This window comes from Parabacteroides timonensis (genome assembly GCF_900128505.1).
Lineage (GTDB): Bacteria > Bacteroidota > Bacteroidia > Bacteroidales > Tannerellaceae > Parabacteroides > Parabacteroides timonensis.
Map to the genome: position 1 here is coordinate 1038298 of NZ_LT669941.1, position 24689 is coordinate 1062986.

The 24689-nt window shown below is 43.8% G+C and carries 22 protein-coding genes; 12 read left to right on the plus strand and 10 right to left on the minus strand.

The features are described from left to right. The first annotated feature begins 58 nt into the window (after window positions 1–58). Both BQ7394_RS11795 and BQ7394_RS11800 read left to right on the plus strand, forming a co-directional pair. Window positions 59–772 carry an AzlC family ABC transporter permease gene (locus BQ7394_RS11795; RefSeq protein ID WP_075557615.1) on the plus strand — a complete coding sequence of 238 codons (714 nt, stop codon included), beginning with the start codon at window positions 59–61 and terminating at the stop codon, window positions 770–772. Continuing rightward, window positions 769–1086 carry a branched-chain amino acid transporter permease gene (locus BQ7394_RS11800; RefSeq protein WP_075557616.1) on the plus strand — a complete coding sequence of 106 codons (318 nt, stop codon included), beginning with the start codon at window positions 769–771 and terminating at the stop codon, window positions 1084–1086. Before BQ7394_RS11795 ends, BQ7394_RS11800 begins: the two co-directional genes overlap by 4 nt. Before the next feature lie 87 nt (window positions 1087–1173). Here BQ7394_RS11800 and BQ7394_RS11805 read toward each other — a convergent pair whose 3' ends face one another. From BQ7394_RS11805 to BQ7394_RS11825, 6 genes are all read right to left on the minus strand, one after another. Next, window positions 1174–1734 carry a flavin reductase family protein gene (locus BQ7394_RS11805; protein WP_075557617.1) on the minus strand — a complete coding sequence of 187 codons (561 nt, stop codon included), beginning with the start codon at window positions 1732–1734 and terminating at the stop codon, window positions 1174–1176. A gap of 6 nt (window positions 1735–1740) precedes the next feature. Next, entirely contained in the window at window positions 1741–2277 is a 537-nt protein-coding gene (locus BQ7394_RS11810) for a flavodoxin (protein ID WP_075559999.1), read from the minus strand. A gap of 88 nt (window positions 2278–2365) precedes the next feature. Then, window positions 2366–2527: a DUF6125 family protein gene (locus BQ7394_RS25790; protein ID WP_154674739.1), complete on the minus strand. Its 162-nt coding sequence runs from the start codon at window positions 2525–2527 to the stop codon at window positions 2366–2368. A gap of 141 nt (window positions 2528–2668) precedes the next feature. Continuing rightward, window positions 2669–3472, minus strand: a complete 804-nt coding sequence (locus tag BQ7394_RS11815) for a flavodoxin family protein (protein WP_075557618.1) — start codon at window positions 3470–3472, stop codon at window positions 2669–2671. Beyond that, complete coding sequence (locus tag BQ7394_RS11820) at window positions 3472–4095, minus strand: hypothetical protein (RefSeq protein ID WP_075560000.1); 624 nt, start codon at window positions 4093–4095, stop codon at window positions 3472–3474. The genes BQ7394_RS11815 and BQ7394_RS11820 overlap by 1 nt, the downstream gene beginning before the upstream one ends. Window positions 4096–4795: 700 nt before the next feature. Next, the gene (locus BQ7394_RS11825; protein ID WP_075557619.1) at window positions 4796–5698 is read right to left on the minus strand and encodes a helix-turn-helix domain-containing protein; all 903 of its coding nucleotides are present in this window, start codon (window positions 5696–5698) and stop codon (window positions 4796–4798) included. 350 nt (window positions 5699–6048) lie between these two features. Between BQ7394_RS11825 and BQ7394_RS25795 the strand changes: the two genes are divergently transcribed. Then, entirely contained in the window at window positions 6049–6186 is a 138-nt protein-coding gene (locus BQ7394_RS25795) for a hypothetical protein (RefSeq protein WP_154674740.1), read from the plus strand. Between the two features lie 30 nt (window positions 6187–6216). Here BQ7394_RS25795 and BQ7394_RS11830 read toward each other — a convergent pair whose 3' ends face one another. Then, complete coding sequence (locus BQ7394_RS11830; RefSeq protein WP_075557620.1) at window positions 6217–9078, minus strand: TolB-like translocation protein; 2862 nt, start codon at window positions 9076–9078, stop codon at window positions 6217–6219. A 162-nt stretch (window positions 9079–9240) separates the two neighbouring features. On the opposite strand from BQ7394_RS11830, the gene BQ7394_RS11835 reads away from it, so the two are divergent. The 3 genes from BQ7394_RS11835 to BQ7394_RS11845 are packed head-to-tail and all read left to right on the plus strand — an operon-like array spanning window position 9241 to window position 13168. Further along, a complete protein-coding gene (locus BQ7394_RS11835; RefSeq protein WP_075557621.1) occupies window positions 9241–10677 on the plus strand; it encodes a sensor histidine kinase in 1437 nt (478 codons plus the stop codon). Between the two features lie 13 nt (window positions 10678–10690). Then, complete coding sequence (locus tag BQ7394_RS11840; RefSeq protein WP_075557622.1) at window positions 10691–11374, plus strand: response regulator transcription factor; 684 nt, start codon at window positions 10691–10693, stop codon at window positions 11372–11374. Between the two features lie 21 nt (window positions 11375–11395). Further along, window positions 11396–13168 carry an SUMF1/EgtB/PvdO family nonheme iron enzyme gene (locus BQ7394_RS11845; RefSeq protein WP_075557623.1) on the plus strand — a complete coding sequence of 591 codons (1773 nt, stop codon included), beginning with the start codon at window positions 11396–11398 and terminating at the stop codon, window positions 13166–13168. Window positions 13169–13191: 23 nt separating this feature from the next. Here BQ7394_RS11845 and BQ7394_RS11850 read toward each other — a convergent pair whose 3' ends face one another. After that, a complete protein-coding gene (locus BQ7394_RS11850) occupies window positions 13192–13446 on the minus strand; it encodes a TIGR03905 family TSCPD domain-containing protein (RefSeq protein ID WP_075557624.1) in 255 nt (84 codons plus the stop codon). An 86-nt stretch (window positions 13447–13532) separates the two neighbouring features. Here BQ7394_RS11850 and BQ7394_RS11855 point away from each other — a divergent pair, with 86 nt between their 5' ends. Beyond that, entirely contained in the window at window positions 13533–14831 is a 1299-nt protein-coding gene (locus BQ7394_RS11855) for a bifunctional folylpolyglutamate synthase/dihydrofolate synthase (RefSeq protein ID WP_075557625.1), read from the plus strand. Window positions 14832–14864: 33 nt separating this feature from the next. Beyond that, window positions 14865–16274, plus strand: a complete 1410-nt coding sequence (locus BQ7394_RS11860) for an MFS transporter (protein WP_075557626.1) — start codon at window positions 14865–14867, stop codon at window positions 16272–16274. A gap of 84 nt (window positions 16275–16358) precedes the next feature. On the opposite strand, the gene BQ7394_RS11865 is transcribed toward BQ7394_RS11860, so the two are convergent. Further along, window positions 16359–17450 (minus strand): acyltransferase, encoded by a 1092-nt coding sequence (locus BQ7394_RS11865; protein ID WP_075557627.1) that lies wholly within the window; start codon window positions 17448–17450, stop codon window positions 16359–16361. A gap of 200 nt (window positions 17451–17650) precedes the next feature. Between BQ7394_RS11865 and ispE the strand changes: the two genes are divergently transcribed. From ispE to BQ7394_RS11880, 3 genes are read left to right on the plus strand one after another with little or no spacing between them, the layout of a single operon-like run. Further along, complete coding sequence (ispE, locus tag BQ7394_RS11870; protein WP_075557628.1) at window positions 17651–18460, plus strand: 4-(cytidine 5'-diphospho)-2-C-methyl-D-erythritol kinase; 810 nt, start codon at window positions 17651–17653, stop codon at window positions 18458–18460. Beyond that, the gene (locus BQ7394_RS11875; protein WP_075557629.1) at window positions 18457–19035 is read left to right on the plus strand and encodes a class I SAM-dependent methyltransferase; all 579 of its coding nucleotides are present in this window, start codon (window positions 18457–18459) and stop codon (window positions 19033–19035) included. Before ispE ends, BQ7394_RS11875 begins: the two co-directional genes overlap by 4 nt. Before the next feature lie 11 nt (window positions 19036–19046). Then, window positions 19047–21539 carry a S9 family peptidase gene (locus BQ7394_RS11880; RefSeq protein WP_075557630.1) on the plus strand — a complete coding sequence of 831 codons (2493 nt, stop codon included), beginning with the start codon at window positions 19047–19049 and terminating at the stop codon, window positions 21537–21539. Between the two features lie 81 nt (window positions 21540–21620). On the opposite strand, the gene BQ7394_RS11885 is transcribed toward BQ7394_RS11880, so the two are convergent. Then, window positions 21621–22622: a malate dehydrogenase gene (locus tag BQ7394_RS11885; RefSeq protein ID WP_075557631.1), complete on the minus strand. Its 1002-nt coding sequence runs from the start codon at window positions 22620–22622 to the stop codon at window positions 21621–21623. 181 nt (window positions 22623–22803) lie between these two features. On the opposite strand from BQ7394_RS11885, the gene BQ7394_RS11890 reads away from it, so the two are divergent. Beyond that, window positions 22804–24618, plus strand: a complete 1815-nt coding sequence (locus BQ7394_RS11890) for a YgiQ family radical SAM protein (protein ID WP_075557632.1) — start codon at window positions 22804–22806, stop codon at window positions 24616–24618. The last annotated feature ends 71 nt before the right edge of the window (window positions 24619–24689 follow it).

Below are 24689 nucleotides of genomic sequence, written 5' to 3' on the forward strand. Positions count from 1 at the left end.
CTTTGCACAGGAAATAATTCTTGAAGTTAAAAAGATAAGAATATTCAAACTGTACTTGATGAATAATAAGAACCAAGCTTTTTATAATGCGCGTAAACTGGCACTGACAAAAGCATTTCCGGTAATGCTCGGTATAGCTTTCCTCGGTGTCGGATATGGGGTATATATGCGTTCCTGTGGGTTCGGCATAATATGGCCTGTCTGCATGGCAGCTACTATATTTGCCGGTTCGATGGAGTTTGTTACTGTTAGCTTATTGCTTAGTACGTTCAATCCCGGTTATGCCCTGCTTCTAACGTTGATAGTGAACGGAAGACATTTGTTCTATGGAATATCCATGTTGGAAAAGTATAGAGACATGGGGAAAAAGAAAATATGGGCTGTTTCCGGACTGATAGATGAAGTGTTTTCACTCAACTATATGACAGATGTCCCTCCTGGTACAGACCGGAATTGGTTCATGCTCTTTGTTTCGGTCTATCTCTATGTGTCATGGATAGGAGGAACTGTTATTGGTGCGATTTCTGCCAGTGAAGCCATTGCAAGCACTAAGGGAGTAGGTTTTGTCATGACAGCTCTGTTTATCGTGATATTCATCAGCCAGTGGCAAAAAGAACAAACGCACGGCAGTTCTATATTAGGACTATTAGTTGCTGGGGCGTGCCTTATGCTTTTCGGCAAGGCATATTTCATGCTTCCAACGATCTTGATTATCACTGTGATTTTTATGGTTCGTTGGCTGACTACAAAAGATAAGGAGAAACTGACATGACGGTTACGGAACAAATTATCACCATACTTATTGTGGCACTCACCACACAGTTAACCCGTTGGATTCCATTCTGGATCTTCAGGTCTGGTGCACACACTCCCCGGTATGTAAATTACTTGGGCAGGGTATTACCTCCTGCCATATTCGGTATGTTGGTGGTCTATTGCTACAAGGATACGGATTTTCTATCACCTTCATACGGCATCCCGGAAATAGTATCGGGAATCTGTGTGGTAGTTATTCAAATGCTTTTTAAAAACATGGCTTGTTCTATTTTGTTAGGGACAGGGTTATATATTCTTCTTGTGAACTGAAATATAGTTATGGTGACTGCCTTCTCCCGAATATGGGAGAAGGCGATGAAGCAGCTCAATATATTCGTCTGTTATGGCATAGATTCCCTATTTCAATTTCTTACCATCCGAAAAAGCATTACCTACCTTTTTACCGACTTCCAGGTAATCGTTATTGAACGGGTCGAATATAATGGGAGATACTTTGGATACATCCACTTTACCGTTTTCGTCAAGAACGCGCTCATCTACGCTTACGTTTATTATTTCACCTCGCAAAATACAGGTCTCTGGGTTATAGTCCTTCAATTTACATTCCAGCACTACAGACAATTCGTCAATCAACGGTGCATCCACAAACTCCGAACGGGTAGCATGAAAACCTGCACGGGCAAATTTATCCGGAACCTTATTGCCGGAAACAATACCCACGTAATCACAGGCAACCATCTGCCCGACTTCTGCCATACTCACGGTAAAAGCCTTACGCTTCAGGATATTTGCAGTCGTTTTATGTCCCTCACTGATACAAATACTAATTTCATGCATCTCGCTGATACCACCCCAGGCGGCATTCATTGCATTGGGAGTACCATCTTCATCATAAGCAGCGATAATAAACACCGGCTGCGGATAAGTAAGGGGCTTTGCCCCAAAATTCTTTCTCATAATAATTTATTTTTTAGTCCATTTCTTAATATCTTCCTTTGTCGTACCATTCAAAAGTCGGCCTTTCTGCCATTTCAGATCAGGATAGGTTTCCTGCAGCTCTTTTTCTGCATTAGAAATACTGCTGCTACCCGATGTTGCAAACGGAATAATCGTCTTGCCTGCAAAATCATTGCTCTCAATAAAAGTATTGATGATTCTCGGAGCAGAATTCCACCAAATAGGGAAACCTATATAAACGGTATCGTAATCTGCAAAATTCTCTGATTTGGTATTCAATGCAGGACGTGATTTGGCATCTGACATCTCTACACTGCTACGCGAGGATTTGTCATGCCAATCCAGGTCAGCAGCGACATATTCTTTTTCAGGTTGTATTTCATAGAGCGTTCCACCTGTAACTTCTACAATCAACTTAGCAGCTTTCTCCGTTGTTCCTGTTGCCGAAAAATAAGCGACCAATGTCTTATCATTCTGCGTCTGTGCATTTATGGGGATACATAGCATCATGATCACTACCATAATCATACCTTTAACTTTCATTGTTGTCATATGCAATTCTTATTTTTATTGTTATGACACAAAATTACAGAATAGTATCCAATATAAAAGTATATAAATCACTGATTATCTAACCCAAATTACTGATCGTAAACCGCCAGCAACAAGCACACGACTGGTCTGTTATATCCGGGAAACAACTAACCATTTCTGTAATGATTCTTTCATCGATTGCACTGGCAAAGCCGGCATGTTCGATAAAACCGACCGGTGCACAAGGGTGATAAGGCATTCGTCAAGCTGATCTGTCATAATTTTTCAAACTAAAATAAGTTTCAATTAAATACTAATTCCAACACATCAAAAGTAGACAAAATTCAAATGAGTATCATAAACAATACGGGAAAACGGAACGAACAGCGAAGGCAGGACATTATTTTGACCAATAAGCTGTTTGAAGTTTATCACATGACACTTCACGGAACAAGATTCTTAGTCCGTTGCGGAAAGATTCGTTAATGAAAATAGCATCCGAAGGACAGTCTTTTTCACATTTACCGCACATGATACAATCCATTTCACCCGTTGGAAGTATAACTTTCTTATTTTCGTCTGTCGAAAAAACATTCAGCAGACAATTCTTTACACATTTGCCACAGGATATACAACTCGTTATATTCAATAAGACAATATTGCCAATCACTTTATTTAGACCATCCGTACGAAGATTCAACCCTTCAAAATCTGACGAGACAGCATATTTTTTTCTAAAGTCAGTTAACGGATGGGCTTTCTTTCTTATCCTCGCAGCAAACAATTTAGCCTTGAATAAGTCTTTCTCATCTGGTCTGTTTTTATTATATCCATCCATGCCGACCCACGGACCGGTACGATCAAAACCGACACATGAAAATTCCCCTAAGAGAACACCCTCTTTTTCCTCAATCAAGGCTTTCAGCTTTTTATGATAACCTCCTAATATGGGCCTGCACCTAGTCGAAAAGATAAATACCTTTTGTCCTTTTATGGAGATATTTTTCATTAACGAAATGATCTCTTTATTATGCGATGCAAAATTAATTCCCGATCCGAAGCCTATCAGATCAAATGCGGATATATCGGACTGTGCAGCCTCCATAGGGGTTAATACTGTTGCTTTCAGCTCTTCAGCCATTACTTTCGCAACCTTCATCGTATTGCCAAGATAAGTCGATGAAACTATGATAAGTGTTTTCATTATTTGATAGTTATTATTGTTTCAGGAGTTCCGGGAGGACCATGTACTCCCTTGTATTTAACAAATCGTCTGGTAGAACAATCGATATAATAGTCACTTCCAAAGAATTTTGTCAGCATACCTGTCAGGTGAATATTGATTCGTTGCTCCTGTGTTCCGTTATTATTTATGATATCTTTTGCATCTGCCTGCATTTCATACAATTTCAGGTTGTCAGGACGGATGCACTCAAATTTGAAATTTGATTTATCCTTCATGGAATAACCTAGATTGAAACCAATATTCTGATACCAGGGATAGCCTTTAGAAGTATATGTTTTCGAAAATGTTTTTGATTTGAAAGCTCCTGTCATCTTGTAAACACCATTTTCCTGGACAACTTTTATATCTATATTTTCAGTAAGATTCGAGTATTCCCATGAAAGAGTTTTATAATTAAAAGTCATCACATAACTATGAATTTCATTTCCCTGAACTGTTTTCAGATAGATATGATTATCTTTTTTACTTTCAGTCCATCTGATAACCGATTTTTCGGCACCACAAGAATAGTTATATTCTACCGTTTGGGAATAAGCCTGACAAGATAACAGGGCAAGTAATATGAATATTAATCTTTTCAATTCTACAATTTTATTTTTATCAATCATTGTCTGGCAACAAATATATCTTACCGAACGGTAACATGCAAAGTCTACAAAAATATCTTTTCTTCATTACTCTTTCTCTATTTTATTCGGATTAATCAAAAAGATAAAAATAAACACTCATAGCTTTCAGAATGTTCGATTTTTGCCGATCAGGCTAACTGCGGTTTTCACTCAAATACATGTTCCAGAAGGATACCCCCACCTCATCACCCTGTTTTCATCCCTTTATCCCCCCCCCTTTCGGAAATCATTGCAATGATTCTTCCCTATCATCACAATGTACCGACTAAGTCATCACAATGACTTCGCGCACTTATCACAATGAAGTGGGATAATCATTGTGATGAAAATTTTAACACTACAAAATATTGGGAAATTATCTTCTAATTTATACTCTAGGATTGACTAAATACACCTTTCAGAAGGCTAGAAGCTCTTTGAAGGCAGATCATTTTCGGTTGACAGATTGTAGAAGTTTTTACCTTATCTCTATCATCTACTCTAAAATCATTATGATGATTACATTATTCCCTACTAAAATGTACATTTTATCTCTTACAAAAATCTTTACGTCAGACCTTAACTTCCGCTGGAGCACAAAAAACAGCTCCTTACATCCTCTATATCCAAATAGAACCGGGAATTAAGGGGATAATTATCAGAATGACAATTTTCAATTTTGCGAATAACGGTAATCGCTAGGTGCAACACCCGTTATTTTCTTGAATATAAGACTGAAATACTGTACATTCGGATAACCCAGTTGGCGGGCTATGATGGCAGGTGTGGCATCGGATTTCAGTAGCATCCGTTTAGCAACTTCCAACCGTTTGAATTCGAAATACTGTTCCAGCGTCTTGCCCGTTTCAAATTTCAGCAGGTCGTTGAAATAGGATGTAGAAAGATTGAGTCTCTCCGCAAGATAGTCGGGTGCAGGCAGTTTACCATTTTGCAATCTGCCGGAACTTATATAGTCATCGAGCAACTGCTCCATTTTTTCCAGAATGGTCTTATTCTTATTCTCACGGGTGATAAACTGACGTTCGTAATAACGGGTACAATAGTCCAGCAACAATTCGATGTGCCGAGAAAGGATAGTGCTGCTATGTATATCGATCGAGTGATGCAGTTCTTCTTCTATATTCCACAGACAACAGGTGACTTTTTCCGTTTCACGCTGCGACAGGTGCAATGCCTCTTCCTTGCGATAGTGGAAGAATGTATAATTCTCAATGTGGTTCTTCAGTGTGGTCTGAAACAGCAAGTCCGGATGAAACACCAGCAGGTAGCCTTTGCCGGGCAGGGTTTTCTCCTCACTCATACGGAAAATTTCACCAGGGGTAAGAAATACCATTGTTGCATTGGAATAATCATAGTATTTCCGTCCGCAACATGAACATTCGTCAGGGCAATTCTCTATCAGCAAGATAGCATAAAACTCAAACTTGACGGTATCCTGTTCCAACGACGGGTTCTCCAGATTGATAAGACTTACCTGTGGGTGCAACGTCTTGCAGGCCAGGCAACAGTTACAATCATATACGGTCTTAAAATCCAATGTATTTTTCTTTTCCATATCCTACTTACAGATTATTCAGTGTACAGTATTCGTATCTCGATTACAAAAATACGGGATACTTCCGTCACTTTTACAACCCAAATTACGGATTGTATAACCTTGTTTACGGATTACATAAACTTACATATTTCGTCTACATCATAAATCTATAGATGGTGGGGAGCAGTGTACATTTGAACGCAAGTAGCATTACGTTGGAACTCCTGACATACTGTTGTCACAAACGTGTCTTACCTTTGTCCAATAAATTTTTATACAATGGAAAATAAATTGAATAAAACAGGTAAAGTGGATAGAAACTTCTCTGGAATAATGAAAAGACCGGCTATATCCAGCAATTACAGCCGGTGGAAACACAGGTCTTCAAGCTATTCGAAAGTGCTTCATCCAGCCATGATACACTGGATACGGAGAAAACAAAGGATATCTATAAAAAAGCAGAATCAATCATTTCTGCTGCCTACCGGCAACTCGGGGCTTATTAAGAAGTTTCAGAGCAGCATTGTTATCCCGCATTAGAAACTAATCGAGAATAACATCTCTGCCTGGAATTTACCGTAGTTAATAGGCTGTATCAGACGCACACCCGTAGTTAAAGGGAAAGTCATACGAAGGAGATTCCAATCGAATATCAGGTCGGTACCATACGAACTTTGGGTATCCCATCCCCCGGCCTTGCGGGCCTCATTACGAGTCAGGTCATAAAAAAGATTCGCCCTCAAACGACGGATATAAACGAATTGTCCCAGACTCAAATCAGGTGAAAAGATCGAAAAGGCATAATCAGCCTTGAACGCCCATTGCTGGCGGGTCTGATACAAATAATTATACCCGCGGGTTTCATCCAATAAGCGTTTGGGAAGATACAACGACTTTCCGTCCAATGTCTGATATTGATAACCGAAACGAAGCATTAAACCATGATTGCGAATAATTCCCGGCCAATAAGTCGTCAGACGTGCAGCATATAAATCCCCATAATTCTCCGTATTGAAGGGAGAATGCAGATACTGCAAACGAACCTGATATCCCCAACGAGGCAAAATATCACGTTGTGCCAGCTGCCGATAATTATAAAACCGTAATTCCGGTAAGATATACTGGAAATTTCTAAACTTCCTACTCTCGAACTGCTGGTATTTATTATTGGTATAATAATAGGTAAGAGAAGGCTGGATACCACGTGTATAATGATTCCTTGTCAGGTTAAAAGGCAGATAAACGCGGACATCGGCTTCCAACTGGTTGCGATGGGTGTATTGCAATTGGGTCACCTCTTTCCCTTCCTCATTCTTAGTCCAGCTCATATCGAATGCTTTCTCTCCATAATCGAGAGCCAGGTCGAACACGGGAAACCAACCTTTATAGGTAAAAGCCATCCTACCATGATGATACCCTTTCTTATAATACCAACCGGCCTGCATAATAGCCGTATTCAACGAATTCTGCGATAATACCATAACACCAGGCTTTACGATGGTTGCCAGATCATCGGCTCCACTGTTCATCGCCTCTGCCACATCATAATAGAACGGAGCCCAACTATGTATTTTAAACGTATGCAATCCTTTCCGGTAAGGTACAGGATTGAAGTCGATCGAATTCAACCGGGCCGAATCCAGATTAAACTGTTCTTGTTCAGCCAGTGTCTCCGCTAAAGGGAAACGATACGGCTGGCCTAAATCCGTAGCCTCTGCCAATAAACTATCTGTCGGCAGGGAAGCCACCCGGTATCCTTTTGCCTGATAATCCGAAAAGAATAAACGGTCCCCTTGCGGATCGAAAGCCGGGTCGAAAGCACCGAACCGGGAAGAGGTTAAGCGATAAGCCAGACTGTCCGAAGGATTCAGGCTATAAATATTATTCGTACCGGAAACACCGGATTCAAAGAACAAACGTCCTTTATTCCAGACCGGAGCCGTAATATTGGCAGAAGTAGTCTCTATCAGTTCAGTCCAATCACCAGTTTGAGTATTCAGTTGTCGAATCCCCATTCCGGCATCGCTCACAGCTACGGCAATTACATTCCCATCTTCTCCAAATGTCAACTCTTTGATAAAAGCATTGTCGGGTACATCGAAACAGACCTGTTCTTTTCCATTTTCCAGATCGACCAATACAAGTTCACTCTTCCCGGCTATAGTAAAACGGGAAACGACAGCCGTCTTTCCAGCCTCATCGATAGCAGGTGCCAGATAACGTTGACGCGGAGTGAGAGTCGTAATACGTCCGGTTGCCGGATCATAACGTTTCAATACCGAATAATTCTCATGTGTCCAGCGAAGCCCCGGTACAATTTCAGTCCAGAAAACCTGTCCGTTACGAAGGTTAAGACGACTATTGATACGTCCGATATAGCTCAAACGCTTTTCTTTTCCATTTGTCAGTAAAACCAGAGAGTTCAGATCTTCCAAGCCGGATTTGACAGCAATAATAGAAGAGTCGTTCAATAACTGGGGATACCGGTAAGAGGTATATTTATCTTTCGCCGGAGAAAGATAAGAAGGAACAAGTACAGCCGTATCCTGTTTTTCCCATTCATCCCGCAGATAATCGAATGTTTCTTTATAATGCTTATCTATACTGATCCCCGTATGATGTTTGAAGGCACTCGAAAAAAGAAACGGAACAGAGACATAGCGACTCGTCGTTTTGTCCCAGATATCACTGCCATAACGGTAACGGGCATAAGAGGTCAGATCGTACCCCAACGCATAATAATCGCCGGTATAATCTTTATAAGAGCCGAGCAATAACTTGTCAAACGAAAACAATTTGCCGTCTCCCAACATCTGGGCACGATAGGTCATATTAAATTCCGGCAACCGTCCCCGTCCGGCATTCGACATAGCCGTTTCAGTACTTACCGCATCCCCTTCCAGAAACCAGGTCGGTAAAAAGAAGGCAGCCACACCTGCTGCCTGCTCCCCTATTATATAATACAATGGCCGGAATATACCATGCATCAGCTTTCCCATCTGGATCACATGGCGCGATTCATGCAACACCAGATGCTTGTCCCAGCTTTGCGCATCCAGTTTCGACGAAGGAGTCGTGATCAACTCCATACGGCGCGGCGCCCACGAAACCAGTCCGTTCGACGACATACTGCCGGGATGGAGAATAACCGGAAATTTGATCTTCATCGGTTCTCCTATCGTCTTCTTAACGCGTGGATATACATTTTCAAGATATAAAGCATACCGGTAAGCCATCGAATCGTTGCCCTGGGGATAAATAAGGTTGTAGTGCGGCAACTTCGCCACATTCCATTTAAACCGGGCCGGATCCGCACCATAATCCAGAAACTGAGCTTGTAATTCAGAAGTGATCAGCGAACAGGCTGACAATATGAAAAGGTATCTTAATATCGACATCTGGCTATCTTATAGGAAATAAGGCGCAAAGCTATAAAATAAAATGGACTTTTTGGAATAAACGATATTTGTTATATTCCCTAAAAGTGTTATTTAGTCTTACCGTAATCCCAAACTCCCAAACATATCCATTATTTTTGCCAGAAAGATCAGGTACAAGATATGAAAACTAAATTAAGTTTCAAAATCATAGCCACATTGATAAGTTTATCGCTGGCGGCATTGTTGTTTTCACAGGGATATTGGTTGAAAGGGCTCTACGATTCCACCTGGGAACAAGTAAACGGGAATATACAGGAAGCCATGCGTATGGCTGACTACAAGGAGCTATTCATCCGTATGGATTCACTGAGTGAGAATAAAGGATCCGGAACAATCACCTCCGAGATTAAACTTTCGAAGGATAGCACAGAAGAAATTTCACGAAACGGATTAATGGATACATTTTCCATAAAAGCAGATAAGAACCCCTTCAAATATAACGAAGCAGCTGAATCGCTCAATGAATACCTTGACCTGCTGACCTCACTGGAAGGTCAGATACAAGAGGCCTTGCACGTAAAACTCGATTCATTGATACCTATCGACTATATCCTGTACGATACTTTGCTCGTCATGGAACTCAAACAGTACGATATTTCCGTCCCCTATAAACTGGAAGTAATCCAGATGAAGGACAGCGTGCCCGAAACCATCATGACATTCCGGTCAGTCGAGATGTTCGACAATAAAGGAGTACAATTCAGCTATCCGATCAAAAGCGTAGAACCGAAACTATATTACCAACTAACATTAAAAGCTCCCTCCCAACTGGTATTCAAACAAATGGCAGGCATCCTCATTTCATCTTTTCTGCTGGTCATCCTGATTCTGATCGCTTTCATCTACCTACTTTATACGATCCTCAGACAGAAGACGATCGAAGAGTTGAAAACAGATTTTACCAACAATATGACACATGAACTAAAAACCCCGATATCCGTTGCCTATGCAGCCAACGACGTTTTACTCAACTACGACACCCATGTCAGCGAGAAACAGAAGAAATACCTGGGTATCGTCCGGGAACAACTCACGCAGTTAAGCGGCCTGGTCGAACAGATACTCACCCTCTCTGTGGAGAACCGCAATACCTTCCGGCTGAAACAGGAATCGATCCGCGTAGCTGACATGATCGCCCCACTCATTGAACAACACAAGCTGAAAGCTGGAAAACAGGTCGATATCACAACAAATATACCTGAGAACATTGCAGTATTTGCCGACCGTACGCATTTCTATAATATACTGGGTAACCTGATTGACAATGCGGTAAAATATTCCGGCGATAAACCTGCAGAAATATCTGTCAGTGCGGAGATGCTGCCGAATGAGATCCGTGTATCCGTTACGGACAACGGTATCGGTATCAGCGAGGCAAACCAGCAACAAATATTCGACAAATTTTACCGCGTCCCCAGCGGCAACCTGCATAACGTAAAAGGGTACGGACTGGGATTATATTATGTAAAAGACATAATGTCGAAACATGGAGGATCAGTGACCGTCAAGAGTCAACCGGGAAAAGGTACGACATTCACCCTTCATTTCAAAAACTAAAAAAGAAAAAACTATGGCAAAGATAAAAGTATTATTAGTGGAAGACGAGCCGACACTGGCAATGATCATCAAAGATACGCTGGATGGTGAGGAGTTCGATATTGTACTGGCTGCCGACGGTGAAGAAGGGCTGGCGCTTTACAAAGAAATCAAGCCGGATATTATCGTGACCGACATCATGATGCCTAAAATAGACGGCTTCACCCTGATACGGCATATCCGCAAAACAGACAGCCAGATACCTGTCCTCTTCCTCTCCGCCCGTTCTGCCGCCAACGATGTTGTCGAAGGTTTCGAGCTGGGCGGCAACGACTACCTGAAAAAGCCTTTCGGCATGGCAGAACTGATCGTCCGTATCAAAGCCCTGCTGAATAAGATCACAGTGCGCAAGGAAGAAAAAACAACCTTCAACCTCGGTCAATATACATTCGATGCAGTTACGCAAACATTATTATATTGCGGCGAGAAACAACTCCTGAGCAACCGCGAATCGGAAATACTCAAACGGCTTTGCGAAAACAAAGACCATGTATTGCCAATGAAAGACGTACTGCTCGACCTGTGGGGAGACGACTCTTTCTTCAATGCCCGCAGCCTGCACGTCTTCATTACCAAACTGCGACATAAACTATCGAAAGACGACTCGATAAAGATCCTGAATGTCCGGGGAATAGGCTATAAACTGATCATCGACTAAATCACCTTATAAACGATCCGTATGCAGACTAAACTATTTCTATCCGTACTATTTACCTGTTTCAGCCTTTTTCTGACGGCTAATAACGACCGGTATGTCATAGAAGCACACATCGGCGGAGTAAAAGATGGCACGGTGTTCTTCCTCAAACAGTTCGACAACCAGCGCATCATCAACTCCATGCGGATCGAAAAAGGAAAATTCCAGATGAAAGGGACACTGTCCGACGTACCCCAACACTTATGGCTATGCACAACGATAGACGACGAGTTCCATTACTGCGACCTGCTCATCGACAAAGACACATTATACGTGGAAGGCCACCTCTCCGACTTCCCTAACGGACTGCATTTCAAAGGAGCCGATACCCACATGGGATATGCCGTTTACCTGGAAGAGACGCACGACCTAAATCAAAGGATCGACAGCCTGAATGCCGTCTCGATGGCACAACACGAACTAGGTGCCATCGGTAAAAAACGTTCTGACGGCAAAGAGAAAAAGAAGCCCGCCTTCCTCCAATCCCTGAGCAATCTGAATGCTCAACCGGTACGGGGAAGCCAGGAGCTGGATGTAGATATCGAACTGCATGCCGTCCAGCAGAAAAGAGATTCGATCCGCATTGCTTTCATCGGAGAGAATATGGATAAATATGCGGGCCAGTTCCTCCTGACACGTATCATGAAAAAACTGTCGCCCGATTCACTCAGACAGTTCTACCGCCTGATCCCGGTAGAGATGAAGAAAACAAAATTCGCCCGCCTGATCAGTAACCAGATCAACCCTTATGCCGATAATTGCATCCGGCAGGCAGACAACCTGCTCTCTCTTAGCGGTACCCCGATTAACATGTACAAATATACCGAAGAGGCTTACAGACTCTATGAGCAGGGCGTACGGCTGGATCCGGAACGTACCGACGGATACATTGCACTGGCAACCATGTACGAACGGTTGCTTCCTTTGAAAGGGAACGAAGCGTACGATATCTCTATCTCCTACCTCAATAAATTCATTGAAAGCGATGTTAGGGAAGAAGATCGGAATGAAGCCCGGAAACGGATGAAAGAGATTGAATTCCGAAAATGGTTATCAACCAACATCAATCCGGAAATGATCGAAGTGAAAGGAAGTACTTTTAAGATGGGCTCGACCTATAAAGAAGATAACAATCCGGTTCATGAGGTGAAAGTAAACAGTTTCTCCATCAGCAAATATGAAATTACCAACTTCCAGTTCGCCCAGTTCCTGAAAACATACGAAAGTAATGTAATCAAAGAAGGTCCCGACGCCGGACAGCCTTTATATTATGAATGTAACTGGGGAATCCAAAACGGAAAACCGGTCCCCGGCTACGAAGCCAACCCAGCCATTTACATCACCTGGTACGGAGCTAATGCTTATTGCCAATGGGCAGGCGGACGTTTACCCACAGAGGAAGAATGGGAATATGCTGCTCGCGGCGGCATGTACGGCAAACGGGACCATTTATATAGCGGTGGCATGGAACTCGACAGCCTCGGATGGTATGCCGGAAACTCGGAAGGCAAACCACACCCTGTCGGTATGAAGAAACCGAACGAACTGGGAATCCATGATATGAGCGGGAATGTATGGGAATGGTGTTCCGATACATTTGAAAAAGACGGCAAACTATATGCTGTCGTACGCGGCGGTACCTGGTTCAACGAACGGGCAACCTGCCGGCCGACCTGTCATTACTATATCTACCCGGGAAGTAAACACTTCAACAACGGATTCAGGTTGGTAAAAGATATCCCCCTAAATCCGTAAACCGGTCGAATGTACGCCGGCAATCAGCTAAGTTTTCGTAATGCCTGTGCCAACTGATCCGGGCAGGACGTTCCCCGTTCGCGGCAGTCAATACCTTCCAGGCGCTGTATAGCTTCGGGCACAGCCATACCGATCAACAGCTTGCTCAGTCCCTGCGTATTACCCTGGCAACCGCCTACAATCTGCACACTGGTAATAATGTTATCTTCAGCATCCACAAGCATCATTTTAGAACATACTCCACCGGTCGGAGTATAAGTTACATGTTGTTTATTCATCTCCTTTCTACTCTTATTTTTATATTAACAGGGTGCAAAGGTATAAATAAAATTAACTACTTTTGCCAATTATAAAAACGAACAGCATGACTTACGAAGAAACGCTTCACTATCTATATACAAGCATTCCGGTATTTCAGCACAGCGGAGCTTCCGCTTACAAGCCGGGATTAGATACCAGTATTGCACTGGACAACTATCTGGGTAATCCTCATAAAGCATATAAAACGATTCATGTAGCAGGAACGAACGGGAAGGGTTCCATCAGCCATCTATTGGCCGCAATCCTTCGGCAGGCCGGATATAAAGTCGGACTTTTCACTTCGCCCCACCTGATCGACTTCCGCGAACGTATCCGTGTCAACGGTAAAATGATTCCCCAGGAATATGTTGTAGATTTTGTAGAACGCCACCGTACTACCTTCGAGCCTCTTCATCCCTCCTTCTTTGAACTGACTTCTACCATGGCTTTCGATTATTTCCGTGCCGAAAAGGTAGACTTCGCCGTTATTGAAGTCGGTATGGGCGGACGCCTAGACAGTACGAATATCATTACTCCGATTCTGAGCATCATAACGAACATAAGTCTCGATCATACCCAGTTCCTGGGCGATACAGTCGAGAAGATCGCTTTCGAAAAAGCAGGGATCATCAAGCCGAATGTACCTGCATTGGTTGGAGAAGTGTATACTCATAGTGTGGCCAAAGTATTTTCCGAAGCTGCTGTCAAAAACAAAACACTGGTGTATTTTGCTTCTGAAGAGGATTTGCTCGGAGAGTCTTACCTGATGGATACCGGCGAATGGTACCTCGACTCTGTTGAATACGGACAATTGTTCGGAGAACTGGGCGGCGTAGTCCAGGTCAGAAATGCAAAAACCGTATTGGCAGCCCTCAATCTGCTTGAGAGTACAGGAGTGAACATTTCGCAGGAAGCCGTGCGGGAAGGATTTGAACATGTAGTGGAACTGACCGGATTGATGGGACGCTGGCAGACCTTGCAGGAAAAGCCGAAAGTGATATGCGACACAGGTCACAACATAGGCGGCTGGGAGTATCTGAATATGCAACTGAACGAAGTCATAAAACATTCACGGCAAACCCATATGATCGTCGGAATGGTAAACGACAAGGATATCAACGGCGTACTGGAACTGATGCCCAAAGATGCTTTCTACTATTTCACTCAGGCATCCGTCGAACGGGCGATGCCTGCCACCGATTTCGCAGCAATGGCAGTTGGGCACGGACTGAGCGGAGTGGTCTGCGACAGCGTAGCCGATGCCGTTGCACGTGCCCTGGGACGTGCTCATGAAGAAGATACGATCTTTATCGGAGGAAGTACCTTTATCGTAGCCGATGCACTTCCCCTTTTCATGAAATAAGACAAATAATATAACTTAATTAAAACAAATATCATGATTGAACAAATTCACCAGAAACTGAGCGACTCAAAAGTAGCTCGATGGAGCGTACTCGCGCTCGTCGCATTTACCATGCTTTGCGGATATTTCCTCACCGACGTGATGGCCCCGCTTAAACCGATGCTGGAAGAACAACTTTCCTGGAACAGTACCGAATATGGCTTCTTCACAAGTGCCTACGGTTGGTTCAATGTCTTCCTTTTCATGTTGATCATCGGGGGTATCGTACTGGATAAGATGGGGGTCCGTTTTACCGGAGTCGGTGCCTGTATTTTAATGATCATCGGTTGTTCACTTAAATATTATGCCATATCCGACTTCTTTACCATGGAAGGTGAACTGTTCGGATGGAAAGCCCAGGTAATGGTAGCCGCCCTCGGATATGCGATCTTCGGTGTAGGTGTGGAAACTGCCGGTATCACTGTTTCCAAGATCATCGTAAGATGGTTCAAGGGAAAAGAAATGGCATTGGCAATGGGTCTCGAAATGGCAACAGCCCGTCTGGGTACGGCACTGGCCTTGTCGATTACTGTTCCGGCATCGAAGTTCTTCGGTAGCATCTCCGCTCCGATCCTGCTTTGCCTCTGTATGCTGTGCATCGGCTTGATCGCGTTCCTTGTTTTCTGTGTAATGGACCGCAAGCTGGATGCTTCCATGAGTGCCGTCGAACAGGCAGAAGAGGAAGAACCGTTCCGTCTGAAAGATATCGGTCTGATCATTTCCAGTAAAGGTTTCTGGTTGATCGCCCTGTTGTGCGTATTGTTCTATTCTGCCGTATTCCCATTCCTGAAATATGCAACCGACTTGATGGTCAACAAATATAATGTAAGCCCCGACCTCGCCGGTAACATTCCCGCCATCCTGCCTTTCGGTACGATCCTGTTGACACCGTTCTTCGGAAACCTGTACGACCGCAAAGGTAAAGGCGCAACTATCATGATTTGCGGTGCATTGATGCTGATCGGTGTACACCTGCTGTTCACATTACCGATCCTGAACGAATGGTGGTTTGCCACGATCGTAATGGTGGTGCTGGGAATCGCTTTCTCACTGGTTCCGTCGGCTATGTGGCCATCTGTTCCGAAAATCATTCCGGAAAAACAGCTGGGTACTGCTTATGCCCTGATCTTCTGGGTACAGAATATCGGATTGAGCATGGTTCCACTTCTGATCGGATGGGTACTGGATACGTATTGCAAGATCGATAACGGTACGGGAAAACCGGCATACGATTACACACTTCCAATGGCTATCTTTACCAGTTTCGGTGTATTGGCTTTGATTATCGCCCTCCTCTTGAAACGTGAAGACAAGATCAAACACTACGGTCTGGAACAACCCAATATCCAGAGCGATGCCGATAAAACACGTATCCTCGCAGAAGAAACGATTGCAGAGCCTTAATGAGTTAAGGTAAACATAAAAAGTCCCGGTATTTTACTTAAAGAAAATACCGGGACTTTTTATATACTAAACACTTACATTATTTTAATCTCCGATTATCCATTTACTACCGGGTAAAAAAGAAAGAAGCTTAGTCGTTACATAACAGCTGACGAAGGTACTCACCGCAATGCCAGGTATGGCAGCTACAGTCGGCAATGCCAAAGTTTGCTTAAACACTGTTACCCATAATCCGAGCCAGAATATATGCATAAGATACATACCATAGCTGAGTTTCGACATTTCTGTTATCAGTTTTGGAGCCTTCGGACGGTCTATACATGTGAACATAAGGAATGTGCCCGCGGTAAGAAGCACACAGTTGATCGTACAGAAGGCCCATCCTATTTCTATTACGGGAGTAGTATGAAGTTCTCCCGGTATAGCCTGGATATAGAACGAATAGATAGTCAGTGCAGCCCCTACGACCATCAGGACGAATCCTATGCCAAGCCGTTTGGTACGGTCCCACGTAAGATGAACACGTATGTAATGTGCCAGAACAAGATACCCCAGATAACCGGAGAAGTACCACAACATATGATATTCGTTCCAGAAACACTGCCCCCACACTTCACCGCACCAGCGGTTGAGATACGGCATACATGTCGTTAACAGGAACAGCCCGATAAAGAAGCGCTCTTCCTTCGCCGTTGCTTTACTCAACCAGGGTGATATGATAGGTATAAAGAGGTAAAGGCTGATCAGAGGATACATAAACCATAAGTGCCCGGCCAATGTTGGGAAATTCAACAATATCCGCGACAGATCCTTTATGGATGTTTCTCCATCTATCTGCCCCCACAACATAGGCAAAGTACTGTATAATATCATGAATATGAAAAACGGCGGCAGGATACGGATACAACGCTGGCGATAAAACTGCCACATGGTCTGTCCTTCTTTCATCGGTGCAAGAAGAAAGGCGGAGACAATCATAAACAGGGGAACTGCCATACGTGAGAAACCGTCATACACAGCCACCCACAGCCGGTCTGCCTCATTGGCTAAAAAGGATTGCGGCCCCGCCATGTCCGTGGATCCGGGAGCACCATAAAAATTTTCACTGGCGTGAACGACCATAACAAGGAAGCAGGCAAACACGCGTACATAGTCTAAAAAAACGATTCGTTTCATTTTCTTGAATTTTCGATTAGAATTAAATTAGCACGCGGCGAAGATAATCAATATTTCGAAAAATCAACGCTTCCTTATTTCCAAAAAAGAATAATAAAGCCATCCCTAATATGAACGACACAAAACCAAGCAAAACAACTTGTTTATACTAATTATTTTGTCTACGTTTGTCTATAAAACATAATTAAAAAACTCTATCTATGATTTGTTTTCCTAATGCCAAAATAAACCTGGGTCTAAACGTCGTCAATAAGCGACCGGACGGTTATCATAATATTGAAACTGTATTCTATCCCATACCCGTGAAAGACGCACTTGAAATAGTAAGTGCGGAAGAACTGTCTTTCACCCAAACCGGCATACAAGTAGATGCCCCTATGGAAAAGAACCTGGTAATAAAAGCATTGAACCTGCTTAAAACCCAATATGATATTCCGGCTTTGGAGGTCCATTTACTGAAAGCAATCCCTTTCGGTGCCGGGCTAGGCGGAGGATCGGCTGATGCCGCTTTCATGTTGAAACTGTTGAATGACTTCTGTCAATTGAATATACAACCGGAAGAACTGGAAAAGTTAGCAGCGACCATCGGTGCCGACTGTCCTTTCTTTATCCGTAACACACCTGTCTTTGCTACAGGTACAGGAAATATTTTTGAACCGGTCGAGCTATCGTTGAAAAACTATCACCTCTGCCTGGTAAAACCCGATGTAGCGGTATCCACTCCCGAAGCCTATTCACTGGTCACACCGGCAGCCCCGGCTCTATCTCTTAAAGAGATTATAAACAGGCCCGTTTCCGAATGGAAAAAGTTAATGATAAATGATTTTGAACAAAGCGTATTCACCAAACATCCGGTTATCGGACAAATCAAAGAAACGCTTTACCAAGCGGGGGCCGTATATGCATCTATGTCTGGGTCCGGCTCTTCCGTATTCGGACTGTTTGAAAATCCGACTCACCTGAAGGAGCAGTTTTCCGGTTGCTTTGTCTGGGAGGGGCAATTAACATGAATAAAATAGCCGGTTTCTTCGATGCCCTGGCCGATCGCTGGGATGAACTTTGTTATCATGATCCCGAAAAGATCACTTATATACTGGAACACACCACCTTGCATAAAGGGCTGAAGATATTAGATGTGGGATGCGGAACAGGTATACTGGAACAATATCTGCTTACTTATTCCCCTGCCCATATCACAGGAATAGATATTTCTCCCCGGATGATCGAGCAGGCCCGCAATAAATATGCGGTGGATACGGTCGATTTCCGCTGTATGGATGTGATGGATCTGAAAGATGAACAGTTCGACTTCATCATAGCCTACAGTGTATTTCCTCATTTTGAACAGCCGGAAAAACTGATCGCCCATCTGACCGGATTGCTTGTTCCCGGTGGTGAACTCGTGATCTGCCATAGCGAAGGACGCGAATCGATCAACGGCCACCACAATAAACAAGCCAACCGGATTTCATTCGGTCTGCCTCCCGTACGGGAAGTGGCCGCAATGATGGAACCGTTCTTCCATATACAGGATATGGAAGATACCGATAATCTTTACCTGGTCAGCGGCATACGCAATCAATAAACACAAGTTATATGAATAAATGTACCTACTTTCTCTCTGCAATGCTTTTCTCCGCCTTTACCTTACAGGCGGCAGAGGATATAAAAGTAATGCAGTTCCTGCACGCCGGTCCTATCCCGGTGAACAAACCGATCATGGCCGACAGCTTGAATGTGAACGGTAAACCTTTTGAGATAAAGAATCTGCTCAAATCGACTGTACCCTTCGACCGAGCTTTGTCGAATGCAACTGTTCTGGATGCCGATACAGCCGGAATAATCCGTTTCAAAGCTCCGGAAAAGGGATATGCACTTCACCTTTTCTCGTTCTATCTAAACAGTGACCGGTACACAAAAGGGACACTGGAAGTTTCCGGTCCCGGTTCGTTCGACGTATATGTAAACAACAAGCCGGTAAGTGCCACTTCCGAGTTAACGATGGAACCCCACCGGTACGAAGTAGTGATCAAATACCTGACAGCAGAAAACGACACCTGTCCTCCTACCTTAAAAGCGATCTATAAAAGCGGTGAAAAGGCCGAAGTCATCGCATCCCTCAACCCGGAGAAACGTTATACTTCGCGCGACGTCCTGGAAGGAACAAACTTCCGTGGAGCCAGCGTTTCACCCAACGGTAAATATGTATTGGTCAAATACTATACCCGCCTGGAAGGTGGCAAAAGTGAATCTTTCGCCCAATTGCGCGATGCTTCAACCGGACGTATCCTCTTGCAGGATAAAGGATTTATAATGGAAGCCAGCTGGATGCCGACAAGCAATAAGATGTATTTCACACGTACAGCCTCAACAGGAAAAGAGCTGGTTGCCGTCGATCCCGCCACTATGCAGGAAGAAATACTGGCAAACAATCTGCCGGAAGGTAGTTTCAGCTTCACACCTGACGAAAAAAGCCTCCTTTTCACCATACAGGAAGAAGGCCCGAAGGATGGTCCCGACATGCTCCGTATCCTCGAACCCAACGACCGTCTGCCGGGTTTTCGCAACCGTTACTTTATCTGGCGGTACGACCTGCAGTCCGGTTTGTACGAACAGCTGACATTCGGGCACAACAGCACTTACATCAACGACATAAGTCCGGATAGCCGTTACCTGCTGTTCAGTACCAGCGAACAGGATTACACCTCTTTGCCTTTCTCCAGCAATTCCCTTTATAAACTCGACTTACAGACAATGGCGGTCGACACTATTTGGGAAAAGGCCAAATACGTAAATGGCGGTTCTTTCTCTCCCGACGGGAAACAATTATTGGTCAGTGGTTCGGGAAATGCTTTCGGTGGAATCGGATTAAATATTAAGGAAGGACAAATATCAAATACATACGACGGACAGTTATTCCTCTATGATCCGGTCACCCGGAAAGCGACAGCCCTGACCAAAGACTTCGATCCGAACGTAACAAGTGCCGTCTGGAACAAATATGACGGTCAGATCTATATGCTGACGGAAGATCAGGATTACCTACGTATTTATACCTGCAATCCTTCAAACGGAAAAATCAAGCAACTGAATACTTCTGAGGATGTGGTCTATAACTATTCATTAGCGGAAATGGCCCCAGTCATGTACTATTACGGACAAAGCGTTTCCAACGCCAATAGACTGTATGCCTTTGATTTAAAAAACGGGAAGAGCCGCCTGATCTATGACCTGTCTGCCGAAAAGCTGAAAGACATCAAGCTGGGAGAAGTACACGACTGGAACTTCACCTCTGCCGAAGGTTCAACTATCCAGGGACGGTATTACCTGCCACCGAACTTCGATCCGTCAAAGAAATATCCGATGATCGTTTACTATTACGGTGGAACATCCCCGACAAACCGTGCTTTAGAGTTCAGCTACTCCATGCACATGTACGCAGCATTAGGGTACGTTGTCTACACGCTTAATCCGAGCGGGACAACCGGTTTCGGACAAGAATTTGCCGCCCGCCACGTTAATGCCTGGGGAAAAGTAACAGCCGAAGAAATTATCCGCGGTACGGAATTATTCTGTAAAGAACATTCCTTCGTAAATCCGAAAAAGATTGGTTGCGCAGGAGCCAGTTACGGTGGTTTTATGACACAATATCTGCAAACACGTACCGATCTGTTTGCGGCAGCAGTTAGCCATGCCGGTATCAGTGCCCTGAGTAGTTACTGGGGAGAAGGTTATTGGGGATATGGCTATTGCTCGGTTGCCAATACAGGGACTTATCCGTGGAATAATCCGGAGTTCTTTACCAAACAGAGTCCGTTGTTCAATGCCGATAAGATAAAGACCCCGCTCCTGCTGCTTCATGGTAATGCGGACACCAATGTCCCTATCGGTGAAAGTATTCAGATGTTCCTGGCATTAAAAATGCTTGGTAAAACAGTCGAATTTATCCAGGTAGACGGTGAAAACCACGGAGTTGTCGACTATAAGAAACGTCTTGAATGGCAGAATACGATCTTCAGTTGGTTCGCCAAATGGTTGAAGGATGAACCGGAATGGTGGGATGCGATGTATCCGGAAAGAAATTTATAATAGATAAAACACCATATACGAAGAAAGGGAGTGCCGGTAGACCGGTCACTCCTTTCTTCGTATATAATATTAAGAAACTGCTTATTTAATATGCGGATTTAATGTATGCCACAAATGAATTTCAGGGATAATACCCATACCGATCACTTCGTCACGTAATTTACTCAGGTGTACATAACTTTCCGCCAGTTCTGCATTTTCTTTCGGCGTACCTTCTACTTCTTTATAAAAAATACCGTCTTTGGTAATTTCTGTTTCCATAGCCATCATGATATGATCGAATTTACCGGTATGCACATAAGTTCCGGCAGGCCAACGGAAGGATTCACCACCCATAGCGGCACGGATCATTTCGATTGACAGGTAAGACGGACTCTGGAAAGAAGAACGGCCACGAAGTTCGATGATACGTTTTCCACCTTGTATCACTTTTACCTTCAGGTCTTCCCACTGTTCGTCAGTCAGTTCGGGAGTTCCGATCAGATCCAGTAACGGTTTGCCATCGACAGTTGCAGTAGATGCAAAAACAGCCATTTGTTCGCCATGTCCTCCATAGGTACGACATCCTTTCACCAGGTTTTGACGGATACCGAAATGTTGTGCCAGTGCTGTTTGCAGACGTGTACTGTCCAAAGCAGCCAACGTACTTACCTGTGAAGGTTTCAGGCCGGAATATAACAAGGTAATCAATCCGGTAATATCGGCCGGGTTAAAGATCACTACCACATGCTTTACATCCGGGCAATAAGAGCGTATATCTTTACCGAACTGGGCTGCAATTTCGGCATTACCTTTCAGCAAATCTTCGCGGGTCATACCTGCTTTACGGGCTGCACCGCCGGATGAAACGACATATTTAGCACCTCTTAATGCCTCGCTGATATCAGAAGTGTAAGTAATATTGGCATATTCAAATCCGGATTGAAACATTTCTTCCGCTACACCTTCCAGGGCCGGAGCAAAAGGATCATAAAGACAAATATTAGAGGTTAACCCCATCATTAAAGCTGTTTGGGCCATGTTAGAACCGATCATACCTGCTGCACCTACAATGGTTAGCTTTTCGTCTGTTAATGCTTTCATACTGTATTGTTTTTAATAATTGTGTTTGTCAGGATAACACATATCTTATTGATAATGTTTGCTGTTTCACTTATATTTTTCTTTTCGGTTACAAAGGTAAAGGATCCTTTTTTTATATACCAATCATTAAATTCTATCCCCTATAAGCTAAAGTTATACCCCAAATGTCTACCTTTGCAACATGAAAACTTTCAGACCTGACGCCTGGTTGCCTACAACTAAAAAAGAAGTTGAAGCACGTGGATGGGATTATATAGATGTAATTCTTTTTAGTGGGGATGCTTACGTAGATCATCCCTCGTTTGGTGCTGCCGTTATCGGACGTACACTCGAGGCTATGGGGCTTCGTGTCGCGATCGTACCGCAGCCGGACTGGCGTGGAGATTATCGGGATTTCAAAAAGCTGGGAGTTCCACGTCTCTTCTTCGGTGTATCCCCCGGTGCGATGGATTCGATGATTAATCATTACACAGCCAACAAACGGTTACGTAGCGACGATGCATACACACCGGATCGCCGAGCAGGTATGCGACCGGATTACCCAAGCATAGTCTATACCAAAATATTAAAAGAACTCTATCCTGATATACCTGTCGTACTCGGTGGTATCGAGGCCTCTTTACGCCGGTTGACACATTACGATTACTGGCAGGACAAGCTTCGACCCGGTATCCTGGTAGATAGCCCGGCCGATCTATTGATTTACGGAATGGGAGAATTACCGATGAACGAATTGGTTACGCGCTTACAGGCCGGAGAACCGTTCTACGAACTGAAAGATATTCGTCAGACTGCTTACCTGACTGATAAAGAAGAGAAAAAGCCCGATGACATCGTACTTTTCTCACATGAGGAATGTTTGTCCGACAAACTGAAACAGGCCAAAAACTTCCGGCATATCGAAGAAGAATCAAATAAATATAATGCATCCCGTATCCTCCAGCAGGTGGGGAAACAGACAATTGTCGTCAACCCTCCTTTCCCTCCCATGACGGAAACAGAAGTGGATGCCTCATTCGATTTGCCTTATACCCGCCTGCCACATCCTAAATACAAAGGGAAAACGATACCGGCATTCGAGATGATCAAATTCTCCGTAAATATGCACCGGGGATGTTTTGGGGGCTGTGCCTTCTGTACGATCTCTGCACATCAGGGAAAGTTTATTGCTTCCCGAAGTAAAGAGTCTATCCTGAAAGAAGTAAAAGCAATTACAGAAATGCCCGATTTCAAAGGTAACCTGAGCGACCTGGGAGGTCCTTCGGCTAATATGTACAAGATGAAAGGCAAGGATCAGAGTATCTGTGCCAAATGCAAAAAGCCGTCCTGTATCTCACCTGTTATATGCAAAAACCTGAATGCAGACCATACTCCGCTACTGGATATCTACAAGGCTGTTGACCGGCTGCCCGGTATCAAACGATCGTTTATCGGCAGTGGAGTACGCTACGACCTTCTTTTGCATCGTTATGACGATGAAATCGTGAATAAGTCAGCACAAAGTTACACGGAAGAGTTGATCGCCCGGCACGTATCCGGACGTCTGAAGGTAGCTCCCGAACATACGGAAGATAACGTACTGAAAATGATGCGTAAGCCGTCTTTCGAACAATTCGGACAATTCAAGAAGATATTCGATCGCGTCAATAAACAATACGGACTCAACCAACAGTTAATACCGTATTTTATTTCCAGCCATCCGGGATGTACGGATATAGACATGGCCAATCTGGCTATCGAAACAAAAAAGCTGCATTTCCAACTGGAACAGGTACAGGACTTCACTCCTACACCTATGACACTGGCTACGGAAATGTATTACACCGGTTATCATCCCTATACCCTGGAGAAAGTATATACTGCACGTACCAAGGAGCAGAAACTGGCACAACGGCAATTCTTTTTCTGGTATAAACCGGAATTCCGCCGGCAAATAACCTTGGCATTACAGAAGATGGGAAAGAAAGATTTACTTAACAAATTATTCGGAAGGTAGTACCCTAAATAAAATAAGGGTCTTTTGAAATGTTAAGACCAGACTTTTAAAAACAAAATAAGGGACTTTTG